The 15,826-nt window shown below is 61.2% G+C and carries 9 protein-coding genes; 2 read left to right on the top strand and 7 right to left on the bottom strand.

Translation table 11 applies throughout. The features are described from left to right. Positions 1–27: 27 nt before the first annotated feature. The 7 genes from ACFQDI_RS10030 to ACFQDI_RS10060 all read right to left on the bottom strand — a co-directional run bounded on the left by ACFQDI_RS10030 (position 28) and on the right by ACFQDI_RS10060 (position 12,521). A complete protein-coding gene (locus ACFQDI_RS10030; protein ID WP_377166038.1) occupies positions 28–2,964 on the bottom strand; it encodes a DUF1553 domain-containing protein in 2,937 nt (978 codons plus the stop codon). Between the two features lie 55 nt (positions 2,965–3,019). Continuing rightward, complete coding sequence (locus ACFQDI_RS10035) at positions 3,020–3,652, bottom strand: response regulator (RefSeq protein ID WP_377166040.1); 633 nt, start codon at positions 3,650–3,652, stop codon at positions 3,020–3,022. Continuing rightward, positions 3,649–5,544, bottom strand: a complete 1,896-nt coding sequence (locus ACFQDI_RS10040) for a discoidin domain-containing protein (RefSeq protein ID WP_377166042.1) — start codon at positions 5,542–5,544, stop codon at positions 3,649–3,651. Before ACFQDI_RS10040 ends, ACFQDI_RS10035 begins: the two co-directional genes overlap by 4 nt. Before the next feature lie 92 nt (positions 5,545–5,636). Beyond that, positions 5,637–6,836, bottom strand: a complete 1,200-nt coding sequence (locus ACFQDI_RS10045) for a DUF1552 domain-containing protein (protein WP_377166044.1) — start codon at positions 6,834–6,836, stop codon at positions 5,637–5,639. Between the two features lie 95 nt (positions 6,837–6,931). Next, positions 6,932–9,460, bottom strand: a complete 2,529-nt coding sequence (locus ACFQDI_RS10050) for a DUF1592 domain-containing protein (RefSeq protein ID WP_377166046.1) — start codon at positions 9,458–9,460, stop codon at positions 6,932–6,934. Next, positions 9,457–10,293, bottom strand: coding sequence for an IclR family transcriptional regulator (locus tag ACFQDI_RS10055; protein WP_377166048.1), 837 nt, complete (start codon positions 10,291–10,293; stop codon positions 9,457–9,459). The genes ACFQDI_RS10050 and ACFQDI_RS10055 overlap by 4 nt, the downstream gene beginning before the upstream one ends. An 842-nt stretch (positions 10,294–11,135) precedes the next feature. Next, positions 11,136–12,521 carry an alkaline phosphatase family protein gene (locus ACFQDI_RS10060; protein ID WP_377166050.1) on the bottom strand — a complete coding sequence of 462 codons (1,386 nt, stop codon included), beginning with the start codon at positions 12,519–12,521 and terminating at the stop codon, positions 11,136–11,138. Positions 12,522–12,567: 46 nt separating this feature from the next. Between ACFQDI_RS10060 and ACFQDI_RS10065 the strand changes: the two genes are divergently transcribed. Both ACFQDI_RS10065 and ACFQDI_RS10070 read left to right on the top strand, forming a co-directional pair. Continuing rightward, entirely contained in the window at positions 12,568–13,356 is a 789-nt protein-coding gene (locus ACFQDI_RS10065; protein WP_377166052.1) for a glycerophosphodiester phosphodiesterase, read from the top strand. A 459-nt stretch (positions 13,357–13,815) separates the two neighbouring features. Continuing rightward, positions 13,816–15,711 (top strand): ABC-F family ATP-binding cassette domain-containing protein, encoded by a 1,896-nt coding sequence (locus ACFQDI_RS10070; protein WP_377166054.1) that lies wholly within the window; start codon positions 13,816–13,818, stop codon positions 15,709–15,711. Positions 15,712–15,826 lie beyond the last annotated feature (115 nt).

Genomic DNA, 15,826 nt, shown 5'->3' on the forward strand with positions numbered 1-15,826 from the left:
CTGCGCCGCACCAGCCTATCAAGCGACTCAATCCGCAAAGCTAAATTCGTTCAGGTTCAAAATGACGCGGCAGGTGTTTTCAAGACCCTCGCGTCGGGAGTATTCGAGCAGCTGCGCGAGCTCATCCGCAGCGGGGCTGCGGGAGAGGGCCAGCGCAAATGCGCGCTCCACCTGCGCTGCCATCTCATTCCTTTCCTTGGCCACTCGTTCAGCCAGATGCCTGGCCATGACCACGACGAGCCCGTTGTTCATCATGGCCAGTGCCTGCAGCGGACTGAGCGACTCATTGCGCTTTTCCACCCGCATGGAGGGGTCGGCACAGTCGAGCGTAGTCATGAAGGGCTGCTGCTGGGAACGCACGATGAAACGGTAGATGCTGCGCCGCCAGGACTTCGGATCTTCGGGGTCGTGAAGCTGATACTCGTAATGCGGGCTGTGCTGCGGCTTTTCGATGATGAAGTCCTGAAAGCTGGGACCGCCCATGGTGAGATCCAGTTTACCGCTGACGGAGAGGATCGAATCACGAATGGATTCGGCATCGAGCTTGCGGCGGTTTTGGCGGGAGAGGAATACGTTGTTTGCGTCCGCAGGCTCCGATTTGTCGGAAGTCTGCCGGTAAGTGGCGCTCATGACGATGAGCTTGTGCAGTTGCTTCAAGCTGCCGCCGAGATCATCGCGGAAGGTGACGGCGAGCCAGTCGAGCAGTTCCGGATGGCTGGGCCTGCCGCCCATACGGCCAAAGTCATTCGCGGTATCGACCAGACCACGGCCAAAGTGATGCTGCCAGACGCGGTTCACGATGCTGCGCCAGGTCAGAGCATTGTCTTTGCTGCTGACCCAGCGCGCCAGTGCCGCACGGCGCGCTGCTTCGCCTTCTCCTGCCATCTGATACGCATCATGAAAAGCTCCGCTGAGCGCGGCGATGCTTTGCGGCCCAACCTCCTTGGCAGGCTGCTTGATGTCGCCGCGCTTGAGCACCTGGATGACGCGGGGCTTTCCACCCTCGCCGCCCGTCCCTTTGAATGCGCCAGTACCAGTGTGGATGGCACCCGCATAGACTTTGCCGGGCTTGGGGAGTTGGGCGATCTCAGAATCCACAGCCGTGCGCTTTGTGCGCAGATCCTGCAACTGGCGGCGTGTGGCTGCATCTGCCTGCGCTAGCATGAGGGCATCGCGCTCGCGGATGAGCCGTTGTTTGTCTTCCAGAGTGCGGGCCTGCGGGGCGATGCCATCGGTGAGATTGGCCTTCCGCCAGCGCGGCGGAGCCTCGATGCTGTCCAATGCAGCCACCTGCTTTCCTGCGGCGATATTGGGGCCGTTTTTGGCGGCATAGACCTCCATTTCCGAGAGTGCGAAGATGTAGTCATCTTTGCGCTCGGCCAGCTTCACGGCTGTGACTCGCACATACCTGCCTTTGGCACCGTCATCCTCCGCCGTGCCCGTTTCAAAGGGTGTGAGGCCGGGATTTTTAAAGTCGTTCATGAAGGTGGCGTCATGCTTGCGCCAGATGAGAGTGACACCTGTCTTGAACGTTGGGTCATCGCTGGCCTCAACCTTGAAGCGGACAGGGAAGCCAAAACCGGCACCGATGCCGCCGAAGTCGTCGTAGCAGGGCTTCAATACAATGCGCTGAATTTCCATGCTGTTGCCGAGGTCCACCTGCACCCACTTCACGGCGTTCTGATCCTTCACGATGGCGCTGTGATATCCAAAGTCCGGCTTGGCATTCGGATTGGTGCTGGAGGCTTTGTCAGCAGCGCCATCAATGCGCTTGGAGAGTGCGGTGTAGGCTTCACCCGCTTTCTGTTTGAGCGGCTCTTCCAGCGCCTTGATGTCTGCCACGATCTTCTGCCGCCTGCCATCCAGATCCATGAAACGACGCATGGAGTCATCATCGGGATAATAATTCACTTCCGTGCGATCGATGGCGGCAAAGACGGCCTGCAGGGAGTAATAGTCCTCCTGCGTGATGGGGTCGAACTTGTGGTTGTGGCACTGCGCGCAGCCGACAGTGAGCGAGCAGAAGGTGCCCAGAGTATTCTGCACCATGTCATCCCGGTCCAGATGGCGCGCGATTTTGCCATCCAGTTTCGTTTCCGGCACCTCCGCATGTCCGATAAGGTCCCACGGCCCGGCGGAGATGAAGCCCAAGGCGGTGATGCCATCTGTGGTGCCGGGATAGAGCGCGTCTCCGGCGATCTGCTCCTCGATGAACCGAGCGTAGGGCTTGTCGCTGTTCAGCGCACGAATGACGTAGTCGCGGTAGGGCCAGGCATTCAGACGCGGCTTGTCCTTGTCGTAGCCATGAGTTTCACCGTAGTGCACGAGATCGAGCCAATGACGAGCCCAGCGCTCGCCGTAGCGTGGAGAGGCAAGAAGGTCATCCACCAGCTTTTCATAAGGCAGTGTTTCATACCGCTTCACCTCCTCGGGTGAAGGAGGCAGGCCGGTGAGATCAAAGAACAGGCGGCGAATCAGCGTGCGAGCATCGGCCTCAGGCGCAGGCTTGAAGCCCTGCTCCTTGAGCTTTGTGTGGATGAAATCATCAACGGATCCATCCTTCTTCACCAGGGGATTGAAACTCCACCAGTCCAGACGGTTCTCCACCTCGGCCACGTCCACGCCATCGGGCCACTCCGCGCCTTCGTCGATCCAGCGCTTGAGCAGATCGATCTCAACGCTGCTCAGTTTCTCCTTCGGCGGCATGCTGGTCTTTTCATCCGCGCCGCTGACGAAATGGAAAAGAGGGCTGTCCGCGCTTTTGCCGGGAATGATGTTGGGGGCATGCTCCTCGCCGCCGGTCAGGGCGATGGCTTTGATGTCGAGCCGGTAGTCGCTCTTCTGCTTTTTGCTGCCATGACATTCATAGCAGTGCTTTTCGAAGATGGGCCGCACCTCGCGAACAAAATCGACCGCGCTGGCAGAGCTGACGGCGGAGATGACGATGAGGGCAAGGAAACGCATGTGCAGGATATACGATGCACGAGGGAGATTTTCATGCCACGCGAGCGCGGGACAGTCAGACCAGCCCCTCTTTGAGCGCCTTGGCCACGGCGCCGGTGCGTGTGTTGACCTCCAGCTTCTCGTAAATGCGTCGGAGGTAGGTGTCCACGGTGTGCACGCTGAGGCTCAACCTGTCGGCGATTTCCTTTTTGATGAGCCCTGTGGTCATGAGTTGCAGGATCTCCTTTTCACGGTCGCTGAGGCCGTAGTCGCGCTGTTTGGGTGCGAGTTTGGAAAACATGTCCAGCACACGGCGGGCGATGCGGGGATTCATGGGAGAGCCGCCTGCGAGGGCATCGCGCACGGCCTGGGTGATGTCGGCTCCGCTGCTGGTCTTGAGAAGATAGCCGGCTGCTCCGGCGCAGATGGCCTGGAAGACTTTGTCGTCGTCCTCAAAGACGGTGAGAATGACGACGAGGGTCTTGGGTGCGCGCTCTTTGATGAGACGGATGGCATCAAGGCCGCTCATGCCGGGAAGGCCGACATCGAGGAGGATCAGGTCGGGGGCGTTTGATTCAGAAAGTGCGGCGAGGAGCTTTTCGCAGGAGTCGAAGTCACAAGGGCATTGCAGGTCCGTTTCGGTGGCAAGGAGACGCACGAGAGTGCGCCGAAAAGAAGCATGGTCTTCAACGATCCAAAGTGTGCTCATGAGAAATCAGCCTCCAGGGTAATGCAGGTGCCGTGGCCGGGACTGCCAGTGATGTGCAGGGCGCCGCCGAGAACGGTGGCGCGGTGGCGGAGATTGGCGAGGCCGTTTCCTGCGGTGATGGCGGCGGAATCGAAGCCGCAGCCGTCGTCTTCAATGCGGAGATGGAAGTGTTTTGCCTTCCATTTCACCAAAATGCGCACTTTTGCAGCATGGGCATGACGGGTGATGTTGTGCACGGCTTCACGGAAGAGGAGGAAGACCTGGCGGTGGAATTCGAGCGAAGCGGTGGCGGGTTCATTGCCGTTTGGCGCATCAAGCTGCCAGTCGATGTCTTTGAGCAAGGATGCAGCGCTTTGGCGCATGGCCTCGACGAGGCTTGAAAGCGGTGGCAGATCGCCCTCACGAACAAGCCAGATGATGCCACGCATGGACTCGGCGGCCTCTCCCGCGAGGCGGTGGATTTCCTGCATGGAGTCGGAGGCGGGGCCGTCTCGCAGCGCCAGCTCTGACATGAGGCGGATGCTGCCGAGGTGGCTGCCAATTTCGTCATGGAGATCCCGGGAGATGCGATGGCGCAGAGATTCCATCTCCTGCTGACGAGAGCGGCGAGAACGCAACCATGCGAGCCAGGCGGAGAGGATGGCGATGCCTAAGACGCTGCCGCCAAGCCATGTGGTGCGCTGGTATGCGATGGCAAGCGCCTGGTTGCGCTGAGTTTCCAAGGCGGTGAGTTCATCGGTGAGCTGGCGGCGCAGGGAGAGAGCGGAGAGCCAGGTGGATTCATCCAAAAGGGCGCCGGTGCTACTGCGTGCGTCAATGAGGCCAGAGCGGGTCCATGATGCGGTGATGGTGTCGTCTGAACTCGTGACTGTGGAGTTGAGCACGATGTTGCGACCATGGTCAAAGGCCTGCAGCTCTGCGAGGGCGAAGACGAAGTCGCCGCTGCGTTCCCAGAGATGCGTGGCGGTGACGCGGATGGTCTGACAACGCAGATTGGGGCACGAGAAAGCAACCGGGGTGTCTGCGGGATTGGGGAAGTCGGTGGTGGTGGCGTCGAAGATGGTTTTGCCATCGGCTTCCACTTTGAAGCGGCGGGGGAAGCCGAAGCCGGAGCGCTCGGGGTAGTCGCGGGGGTGGGCGGGGATGAGGCGGATCTCGTCGATGGCATGAGGTGCGCCGAGATCCACCTGAATCCATTTAGTGGTCTCCGCGTTGGTGGAGATGCCGCTGTGCCAGCCGTTGCCGTTTGTTTCATCTGGATGCACTGGCAGGCCGAGAGAGTAAGCGCCGTCCACAAGATGACGAGGGGACCAGGTGGGGAGGGTTTCGACGGAGTTGGGAGCAAGGACCTGGGCGTGGAGGGCAGCGTTGCGGCCCTGGCTGAAGACGAGGAGCTCGCCGAGGCAGAAGATGTAGCGGCGGGTGCCGTGGGGCTGGGCGGCAAGGGTGGTGGCAGTGAAGCGGATGTGTCGTGCTTTGATTCCATTTCCTGCCACAAACCATGGCGCGGGTGAGGGCGCGTTATTGTCGGAGAAATGGTCCAGAAGTGTGTCGGATTCGGCAAAAAGGGGGTCGTTTGAGGCGTCGATGCGGAAGCGGCGTGGAAAACCGTAGGCTTCGACCACACCGAGCATGGCGGGAATGACAACGACTGAGTCGAGCGGGTACTCGGCACCAAGGTCGATCTGGACCCAGCGGACGGAGTCGGCATGCGGAGCGAGGCCGCTGTGGAAGCCTGCGTGCTCCAGGGGCTGGGGGGCGGGAAGAGCGGGGAGTTTTGAGAGCGCGGTCTGGAGCTCGTGCTGGCGGTGGTCCAGCGTGGTGAGCTGGGGGTTCAGCCACCCGAGGAAGGATGCGAGGATGAGCAGGGCTGGTTTCAATGAGGGAACCATTCCTGACAATGAGATGAGTGCAAGGCACGTGAAGGCGGGACAGGACTGGGAGAGGGAGGGCCGCTTGCTATGCGCAGGACTATTGCGGTGATCTAGGCCAGACCGGTGAGGCTGCCGGTGCTGGAGCCGAATTTGTCGGACTCGACGCCGAGGCGGTGGAGGAGGGAGACGAAGAGGTTGCTGAGGGGGAGGTTGTTGTCGCGTTTGAAGGCAAGGTGCTGGCCGTGTTTGAAGCCGCCGCCGGCGAGGAGGATGGGGAGGTTGGTGTTGTCGTGGGTGTTGGCGTCTCCCATGTTGCTGCCGAAGAGGACCATGGTGCGGTCGAGAAGGCGGGCGTCGTCCTCCTTTTTTAAGGCGAGGGTTTGGATGAGCTTTTTGAAGAGGCGCATCTGCTCGAGGTCGGCTTCGGCGAGCTGGCGTACTTTTTCTTCGGACTGGCCGTGATGGCTGAGGCCGTGATAGCCTTCGGTGGTGTTGTCAGCACCGGGAAGATGGAAAGCGGGTGTGGCGAAGGCATCGACCATGAGGGTGATGATGCGGGTGGAGTCGGACTCGAAGGCGAGCTGCGCCATGGAGAGCATGAGGTCGAGCTTTTCGAAGATGAGTTTTTTGTCCTGGATGTTCTTGGGCTCGGGCTGGGTGGCGACGGGCTTGGGCTTGAGCTCCCATTCACGGGCGGTGAGAAGGCGCTCTTCGACTTCGCGGACTGAGGTGAGGTATTGATCGAGGCGGGCGCGGTCGGTGCTGCCGAGGTCGCGGCTGAGGCGTTTGGTTTGGTCGAGGAGGGTGTCGAGGATGCTGCCGCGTTCATCGAGCTGCTGGAGCTGTTTTTTGACGGCGGCGGGATCGCCCTGAACGAACATGCGGCGAAAGAGGGCGGGTGCGCTGTCTTCGGCGGGAAGGAGGACGCCATCGCGAGTCCAGGAGAGGCTGCGATTGGCTTTGTCGATGTTAACGCCGAGGTTGAGCGTTGGGTAGCGGGTCTGCTGGCCGAGTTTTTCGGCGATGTATTGATCGAGGGAGATTTGATTGCGGAAGCCGCTCTTGGTGGGACCGCGTGCGGCGGTGAGGAAGCAGTTTTCGGCGCTGTGGCCGCCGTTGACGTCCGGGTGGGACATGCCGCTGAAGAGGGTGAACTCATTGCGGACTTCGGCGAGTGGCGCGAGGGTTGGTGAGAGTTCGTAGTCGCGTCCGGTGTTTTTGGGGAAGAACGGCTTTGGTAGAAAGCCGAGGTTGTTCGAGATGATCAGCAGCCGTTGCGGGGCTTTTGTCTGAGCGGCTCGGCCGAACACTGGTTTCAGACATTCCAGCAACGGAAGAGCAAGCTTCACCCCCGCGCTATGCAAGAAGCGACGGCGAGAAAGGGGTTTGGCGATGTAAGGAGCGTTCATTTCGATTGTCCGAGGAAGATGGAGCTTTGAACCAGCGCGAGTATCAGATCGCGCACACGATAGCCGTCCTTTGAGCAGGTGTTGAGGAGGGATTCGATTTGGGGGCGGTCGGAGAAGCGGACGGGGGTGCCGGTGGCGTAGAGAGTGAACTGGTGGAGGAGATTGCGGGCGAGCTGGCGGGGATTGGCGGCGAGGAGGGTTTTGAGGTCGTTGATGTTCTTGAAGGTGCGGCCGTCGAGGAGTTTTCCATTGGTGTCCACGGGGGAGGCGATGGTGTAACTGAAGGTGTGGCCGGCGCGGTCGATGCCGGTGATGCGTTCTCCTTCTTCAAGACCGCGATAGTGGGTGCGCCAGCCGCCGAGGATGTCGAAGTTTTCGAGGGCGAGGCCGACGGGATCGAAACGGGCGTGGCAGGCGGCGCAGGTTTTGGATTTGGTGTGGAGGGCGAGGAGATCGCGGATGGTTTTGGCACCACGGATGTCGGGCTCGACGGCGGGGACGCTGGCGGGTGGTGGTGGAGGTGGCTGGCCGATGAGGCGCTCCATGACCCAGGCGCCGCGAACGACGGGGGAGGTGGTGGTGCCGTTGGCGCTGACTTTTAAAACGGCGGCCTGAGTGAGGAGGCCGCCGAGGGGGCTGCCTTTGGGCACTGGAACTTTGCGCATGGCGGAGCCGGTGAGTGGTGGAAGCTGGTAGTGCTTGGAGAGGCGGTCGTTGGCGAAGACGAAGTCTGACTGCACCAGCACGCTGGCGGGGAGGTTGTCGCGGATCATCGAGGTGAAGAAGGTGCGGGTTTCGCGCTCCATGCTTTCGACGAGGTATTCGTCGAAGCGGTATTCAGGGAAGAGGCGGATGTCGGGATCATCGCGGCGGATGTGGCGGAGATTGAGCCAGCAGTCGGTGAAGTTTTTGACGAAGCGGTCAAAGGCGGGGCTGGCGATGAGGCGTTCGGTTTCGGCGCGGAGAGTCTGGGGATCGCGCAGCTTTTTGTTTTGCGCGAGGTCCATGAGCCTGGCGTCAGGACGGGAGTTGGTGAGGAAGTGAGAGAGGCGGGAGGCGATGGCAAAGTGGTCGTCTGCCTTGATGGGCTCGCGGACGTAGATGAAGTCGCCGGAGGCGAGGAAGGCCTTGTAGCCAGCGAGCATAGCCTCTGCGAAGGGCACGTTTTTGGCGAGCTGGGCCTGGATGAGGGAGTCGAAGAGTTTCAGGTCTTCTTCGGGAACGGGCTCGCGTGCGGCGAGTGTGACGAAGCGGCGGAGGAGGCGTCTGGCCTCCTGCTGCGGGTCCTGGGGTTTGGGCTGGATGCCGAGGTCATCAAAGAGGACGCGATGGGAGGCTGGCGGCCAGGTTTGGGATTCGACGGGGCCTTCGATTTCCAGCCACTGCACGGCGAGGCCGGGCTGGCCGCCCTCTGGGAACGGCGGATAGCGGTAGGAAGGAGCGGAGCCGTTGGGGTTCATGGCCAGCGGCATGGGGAGACCGAGAAGGCTGTACTCGATGGCCTCGCCTGCGCGCAGACGGACGGTGGTTTCGTAAACGCGCTTTTCGGGCTGGATGTCGATGATGCCGCCGGAGTCGTGGACTTCATTGATGATGTCCACGCCCGCAGGTTTGCGGGTGCGGAAGGTCATGGGCAGGGGCTTTGTGGCCGGGGTGATCACGTAGCCGGGCTGCTGCAGGACGGCGCGGGCGGAGAAGCGGACTTTGTAGTTGCCGGTGCGCTTTGCGGTAAAGTGTTTGGGCGTGCCGAGGTAAGGCCAGCTGGCGGAGCGGAAGAGGGCCATCTCGATGGTGTCGTCTTTGGCGAGGTCCTTTTCGGTGGGCTCGTTTTTGCCTTTGTCGTTTTTGCCTTTGAACTCCATGGCCTTGCTGTCGCGGGCGAAGAACATGGCCTCGCGATTGCCGAAGGTGCCGGTGCCGGGGAAGAGATCGGTGCCGACGGCGCGATATTTGGTTATTGGCGGCGGTGCTGGCTCGGTGGTCATGGCCGCGTGCAATGCGGCCTCTGCGGCGTCCAGGTAGGCGACGAGCTGCACGCGGGACATGTCGAGCATGTCGGTGGTTTTGTTGAAGCGGTGGCCTTCGCGGTCTTCGGGCAGGATGTCGCGAATGTCGAGGTCGGGGAGTTGAAGGAGATCGCGCAAGTTTTGTTCGTACTCGTCGCGGTTGAGGCGGCGGAGGGGGCCGCGACCGTGGGCGAGGATGTCGGCGTGATCGGCGGTGGTGATGGAGGTGGACAGAGATTTGACGAGGGCGGCGCGGTCTGGCTGCGGGAGGTCTTCGGGCTTGGGGGGCATCTCGCCTTTTTCGACGCGGTCGTAGATGCGGATCCAGCGGTCGCGGGTGGCGGGATTGGTGAGATCAAAGGGCAGAGCCGTGAGATCGAGGCTGCCTTTGGTGTTGTCCTTGTCGTGGCATTCGAGGCAGCTTTGCTGGATCTGGGGCGGGGCGGTTTGCGCGTGCGTCTGCGCCAGCATGGGAAGAGCACTGAGGCTCAGGATGGAGATGAGGTGCTTGTGGTTCATGCTGCGAGGGCGCCTCCACGCAGGGCTGTGGTGGCCATGGTGCCGGCTTGTTTTATCACGGCAGTTAGTTTGGCCATGCGCTCTTCACTCAGACGCTGGCTGGGGCCGGTGATCCAGAGGGAGGCGATGGCGTTTCCTTCGGCGTTGAAGATGGGAGCGGCGAGGCAGTGGTGGCCTTCGAGGTGTTCGCCGACGTCCACGGCAAAGCCGGTTTGGCGAACTTCATCGAGGCACTTGAGGAAGTCTTTGCGGTTTGAAATGGTCCAGGGGTGGAAGCGTTCGAACTTCATGCCGGAGATGATGTCGTCGCGCTCGGATTCGGGAGTGAATGCGAGCATGACTTTGCCGGGGCCGCTGGTGTGGAGGGGGAAGCGGGTGCCGCGCTCGACGTAGAATTTGATCATGGCGCGACCGATGACGCGCTCGAGCACGATGCCTTCGGAGCCGCTGAGGATGCCGAGGTGGGCGGCTTCGCCGGTCTGGTCGCTGAGCCAGCGCATGGCGGGCAAAGCGGCCTCGGTGAGGGGGACGTCATCGATGACGGGCTGGCAGAGTTTGAGCATGGCGGCGCCGACGCTGAAGCGTTTTTCGGCATCGCGCACAAGGTAGCCGTGGGAGACGAGTGACTGGGTGACGCGGTAGACGAAGTTGACGGAGAGTTTGAGCTGGGCGGCGATCTCGGAAAGCGAGAGGCCCTGGGGGTGGCCGCCGAGGCAGTGGAGGACGGCCAGGGCGCGGTCGAGGCTGGGGGTGCTGAAGCCGGAGTCATGGACGGGGGCCTTGGGGGTTGGCTTTGTCCTGGGCTGGCGGCGGGGTGAACTGGTGGCGGGCATTTTCTATATGCTGAAGTAGTTGCACGGGTAGAAACGTGGTGGAAGCGAGGTTTCTTGCGTGTGACAAAGGAGGGTACAAGGCCTGCCTTTTGAATCTGTCCGCGCGTGATGATTCAGCGCGCACCATGATGTATCCAAAATGCACCCAGGGGGCGTGGGAGAGGGGTTAGTGGGCTGTGGGCGAAAGGGTGTTTGTTTTTGGCAATGGAATGGAGAGCAACGTGAATGGGGAGGGGCAGAGTTGGAGAGAGGGTGGGCGGACGAAAAGGGAGCGCTGTGTTTCGGCAGAGGAATGTGTTGGCAAAGGAATGGGCGGTGGGTGATTTGATTGAGGTGTGGTGGGGCGGAGATGGGGATGTGTGCTGGTTTTTGGCGGGGTGTGTGGCGAAGTGGTGCGGCAGGGACATGCGTCCGGAGCCGATGTGGACATCGGCGCTCCCAGCAATGAGCCCCCCCTCGAGGATGAGAACGCTTCTCGCATACCTCCGGCATGCGGCCTTGGGTGGGAATGACGTCGTGGGCCTAGTCCGGTGGTTCTCGCTCGCCAAGGCTCGCTTCACCACCGGCTACCTTCCGTGCTTTGCCTTCGGCTGTCTTCGCTTCGCTACGGCTCTCCGGGAGCAAATGCCCTTCATACCTTCATTTGCGCCGCATTCACGTTCCAGAACCGGCCTGCTTGCGATGCTTAAAGCACAGCTTCAAGCGCCTCGAAATTGCGGCCTGCTGCGGACTAAAGTCCGCGCTCCTAAAGCCTTTTGCTTCCGGGCTAAGTTCTGCAATGCATGCGATTAACTGAGTGCACTTCAGGCCAGAGAGGAATCTCTGCTGCGTTGAGCAGTGAATTATTTCTTGTCTGCGGAGATCAGGATCTCTTCGAGGACGCGGCCGTCGGGCTGGGGGAGCTTGAGGGCCAGGAGTTTGGCGATGGTGGGGGCGACGTCGAGATTGGCCATGCGGTCGAGGACGATGCCTTTTTTGATGCCGCGGCCGCTGGCGATGAAGATGCCGTCGAGCTCGGGGTCGGTGTTGGGGTAGCCGTGGGTGCCGGCGTAGTTGACGGAAGGGGTGACGGTGGCGTCTCCACCGGCGTCGTTTTTGAAGGCGTAGCCAGCTTTGGGGTAGAGGATGAGATCTCCCATGCCCTGGTTTTCCTCGGGGGTGGGCATGCCGAGGGTGTGGCCGTCTTTGCCGTCGATGACGCGATCGACGCCTTCAACCTTTGAGAACATTTCTTTGAGCTTGGGGAGGAGCTCGGCTTTGCGGGCGGGATTGGTGACATAGACGAAGGCCATGCCGCCCTGGGTCATGGAGTAGGCATCGCAGGTGGTAATGGTGGGGCCGAGGCCCTGGGCGAGCCCTGCTTTCTTGAGCTCGACATTGGGGAGGATGATCTTTGTGACTTTCTTGAAGCCGTGATCGGTGGCGATGATGAAGGTGGTGCTGTCGCGCAGGCCGCTGTCTTCGACGGCTTTGACGAGATCTCCCACAAGGCGGTCGGCGTAGGCGAGGGCGGTGTGGCTGGCGGTGGATCCGGGGCCGTAGGTGTGGTGGGTGGAGTCGGTGTTGAGAGTGTGATAGAGGAGGAGGTTGGGCTTGTGGGTCTTGAAGATGTGGATGGCGGCCTTGGTCCACATGTTGTCGAGGAAGGTGACGCTTTTGCGCTGGGGGCCGAGCTGCATCCAGGTGATGTGCTCGGGCTTGATCTCGCCGGCGGCGATCATTTCCTTTTCGACCTTGCCTTCGGCTTCGGGGAGCTCGGCGAAGCTCCAGTCGATGGTTTTGGCTTTGGTGACGGCGACCCAGTCTGACTCGGCGGTGGTGAGGCCGACGTCGTGAGCGACATCGTAGAGAGTGGGGGCATGGACGAGCCTGGTTTTGTCTGCCCACTGCTCAATCTTGGGGGGCTTGTTGTCGCCCTGGCGGACGAGGAGGCCATTGAAGAGGACGCCGTGCTTGCGGGGTTCGACGCCGGTGACGAGGGTGGTGTGATTGATCCAGGTGATGGAGGGATTGCTGACGGTCATGGCCTTGGTGCTGGCACCTTCGGCGGCGAGCTTGCGGAGATTGGGGATCTGGAGGGATTCATCGTTCCAGAGCCAGGCGGGGAAGCCATCGAGACTGATGAGGATGACGTGCTGGTCTTTGGGGTCGGCGGACGGTGACTTGGAGCAGGAAGTCAGCGTGCGGACGATGATGATGCTGATGACGAGCAGGAAACAAAATTTCATTTGGGGCGAATGGTTACGGATGCTTGTGCCGTTTGCTTTCTCCCTCATGAAGTCTGCCGTCTTTTTCCTTCTCGCCGCCATGTCTGCCAACGCTGTCGAAATCGTCGCTCATCGCGGTTTTTCCGCGCGTGCCCCGGAGAACACGCTGGGTGCGTTTGAGCTGGCGTGGAAGAACGGGACGGATGCGTGCGAGCTGGATGTGTACCTGACCGCCGACGGCAAGACGGCGGTGATTCATGACAAGGACACGAAGCGCACCACAGGCGTGAAGATGGATGTGGCGACGACGAAACAGGCGGAGCTGACGGCGCTGGATGCGGGAACGTGGAAGGGCAAGGAGTGGGCGAGTGAGAAGATCCCGACGCTGGAGCAGGCGCTGGCGACGATGCCGAAGGGGAAGCAGCGTTTCTTCATTGAGGTGAAGTGCGGGGCGGAGATCGTGCCGGAGCTGAAGCGGATTTTGGAACCGATGAAGGACCGTGCGGCGCAGCTGGCGATCATTGCCTTTAACCGTGGGGCGGCAGCGGAGTCGAAGAAGGCGATGCCGTGGATGAAGGTGTACCGGCTGGCCTCAGGGAAGACGAAGGAGAAGAAGCCGACGGATCTGACGCAGCTGATCGCGGATACGAAGGCGGACAAGCTGGACGGGCTGGACCTGGGGATGACGGATTTTCCGTGGGATGCAGCAATGGTGAAGCAGGTGCGCGATGCAGGCTTTGGGCTTTATGTGTGGACGGTGAACAAGCCTGCGGATGTGAAGCGGTTTGCGGCGCTGGGGGTGGACGGGATCACGACGGATGATCCGGTGATGGTGAGGGAAACGCTGGGGAAGTGAGAGTTTGTGGTGGAGTGAAAGGAAATGCTGTTTTTTGGCAGAGGAATAGTTGGCCAAGGAATGATTTTGAGGTGTGGCTGGGGAGCGTTGGGTGAGCGGGAGGTTGAAAAATGGGAACTGAAAACTGAGAATTGTAAATTGGGCGGGCGGCGTGGAGATGGTGAGGGGGCTTGTGTGCGTAGTGACAGAGGCGGTGGCGGAGTGGCGTGAAATACGCTGCTGGTGGTCGCGGTGTGCGGCGAAAGCGCTGGGGTTGCTTCCCGGATTGGCTGGCTGAACCCAGGGGAGCACTCGCTAAAGCTCGGCACCCCTGGGCTGAAAGACGGAAGGCCGTTGGCCTTCATGGCAAGGATGCCGGTCTGTTGTACAAGGCGCTAACTTGGTGAGGCGAAATTGGAGGATTTGAGGTGTAATCTTTCGCAGTGAGTGGGAGATGATGCTATCTCAACGGCCCCCTTTATGTCTCCGATCACTCCTGCTGTTATTTCTGCCAAAGACCTGCGCCTGCAATTTGGGCTGCAGCAGGTGTTTATTGATGCGACGATGAGCATCCATGAAGGGGAGAAGCTGGGGCTGGTCGGGCGGAATGGGTCGGGAAAGACGAGCCTGATGCGCATCCTGGCGGGGACGGAGAAGCCGGACAGCGGGACGATCTCGCGGAGGAACGGGATCATTGTGAGCCACCTGGCGCAGGAGTTTACGCTGGATGAGGAGGCGAGCGTGCTGGACAACGTGCGCTCCGGAGCGGCGGCGCTGCTGGAGATGGTGGCGCGCTATGAGTCGGGGGATTACAAGGGGGACCAGGAGGCGGAGCTGCTGCACCAGATCCAACTGCATGATGGCTGGGGTGTGGAGACGAGGATCAGCACGGCGATGAATGAGCTGGGGGTGCCTGCGGCGGACCGGACTGTGAAGGGGCTCTCGGGTGGTGAGAAGAGGCGCGTGGCACTGGCGCGTGCGCTGGTGGCGCAGCCGGATCTGCTGCTGCTGGATGAGCCGACGAACCATCTGGATGCAGAGTCGATCGAGTGGCTGGAGATTTTCCTGCGCGAGTTTACCGGGGCGGTGCTGTTTGTGACGCATGACCGGTACTTTCTGGACCGGGTGGCGACGCGGATCATCGAGATCGATGACAGCCGGATTTACAGTCATCCGGGGAACTACAGTGACTTTCTGGAGAGCAAGGCGATCCGCGAGAGTGTGGAGGCGAACTCGGAGAGGCGGCGGCAGAGCTTTCTGCGGCATGAGCTGGAGTTTGTGCGGGCGGGTGTGAGCGCGCGGCGGACGAAGCAACGCTCGAGACTGGATGAGTATGCGCGTGTGGCGGCGATGGATGCGCCTGAGGAGGAGCTGGTGATGGATTTGATTATTCCGCCGGCGGCGCCGCTGGCGAACACGATCATCGATGCGACGGACATCGGGGCGTGTGTGAATGACCGGTGGCTTTTCAGCCACCTGAACCTGAGTTTTGAGGCGGGGACGTGCACGGGGATCATCGGCCGCAACGGGCTGGGCAAGACGACGCTGCTGCGGATGCTGATGGGCGAGCAGGAGCCGACCGAGGGCAAGGTCACGATCGGCAAGCGGACGGTGTTTAACTATGTGGACCAGCAGCGGCTGCTGCTGGACCCGGAGAAGAGCGTGATGGAGGAGGTGGCGGGGCCGAACTCTGACTTTGTGCAGTTTGGCCCAGAGAAGCTGCATGTGCGGACGTACCTGCGGCGCTTCCTTTTCACCGATGAGCGCGCGACGATGCGGGTGAAGGAGCTGAGCGGTGGGGAGCAGAGCCGGGTGCTGCTGGCGAAGATCCTGCGGCGCGGGGGCAATTTTTTGATTTTGGATGAGCCGACGAATGATCTGGACCTGCAGACGATGCGGGTGCTGGAGGAGGCGATTCTTTCTTTTAAAGGATGCGTGCTGGTGGTGAGCCATGACCGGTACTTCCTGGACCGGGTGTGCGACCGGCTGATCGCGTTTGAGGGGCAGGGGCGCATCCATGAATGCGCGGGGAACTACAGCTACTACCAGGAGAAGCGGGCGGCGAAGGCTGCGGCGGAGCTGGCGATGGTGCAGGCGCCGGTGAAGAAGGAGAAGCCGGCGGCGGCGGGAAATGCGAAGCCGAAGAAGATGTCGCAGAAGGAGCAGCGTGAGCTGGCGGAGGTGGAGGCGGCGATGGCGACGCTGGAGGGAGAGATCGCGGCGATGGAGGCGGAGCTGAGCAACCCGGAGACGTTTGTGAAGCTGGGGGCGGGAACGAATGACTACCTGGCGAAGCTGGAGGCGAAGAAGACGGAGCTGGAGGGGAAGTTTGCGAGGTGGGCGGAGCTGGAGGAGATCAAGGCGGCGTGCGGGTAATCCGATTGAGGTCTTTTTAGGTTCGCGGTTGTTAGTTTCACGCTTGTTAAGAGTCAGGGTGGAAACGGGGGCTTCCTTGTTCCGCAGGAACAAGGCTACTTTGCTGCGCCGGAAG

Origin of the sequence: Prosthecobacter fluviatilis (genome assembly GCF_042655725.1) — a bacterium.
Classification (GTDB): domain Bacteria; phylum Verrucomicrobiota; class Verrucomicrobiia; order Verrucomicrobiales; family Verrucomicrobiaceae; genus Prosthecobacter; species Prosthecobacter fluviatilis.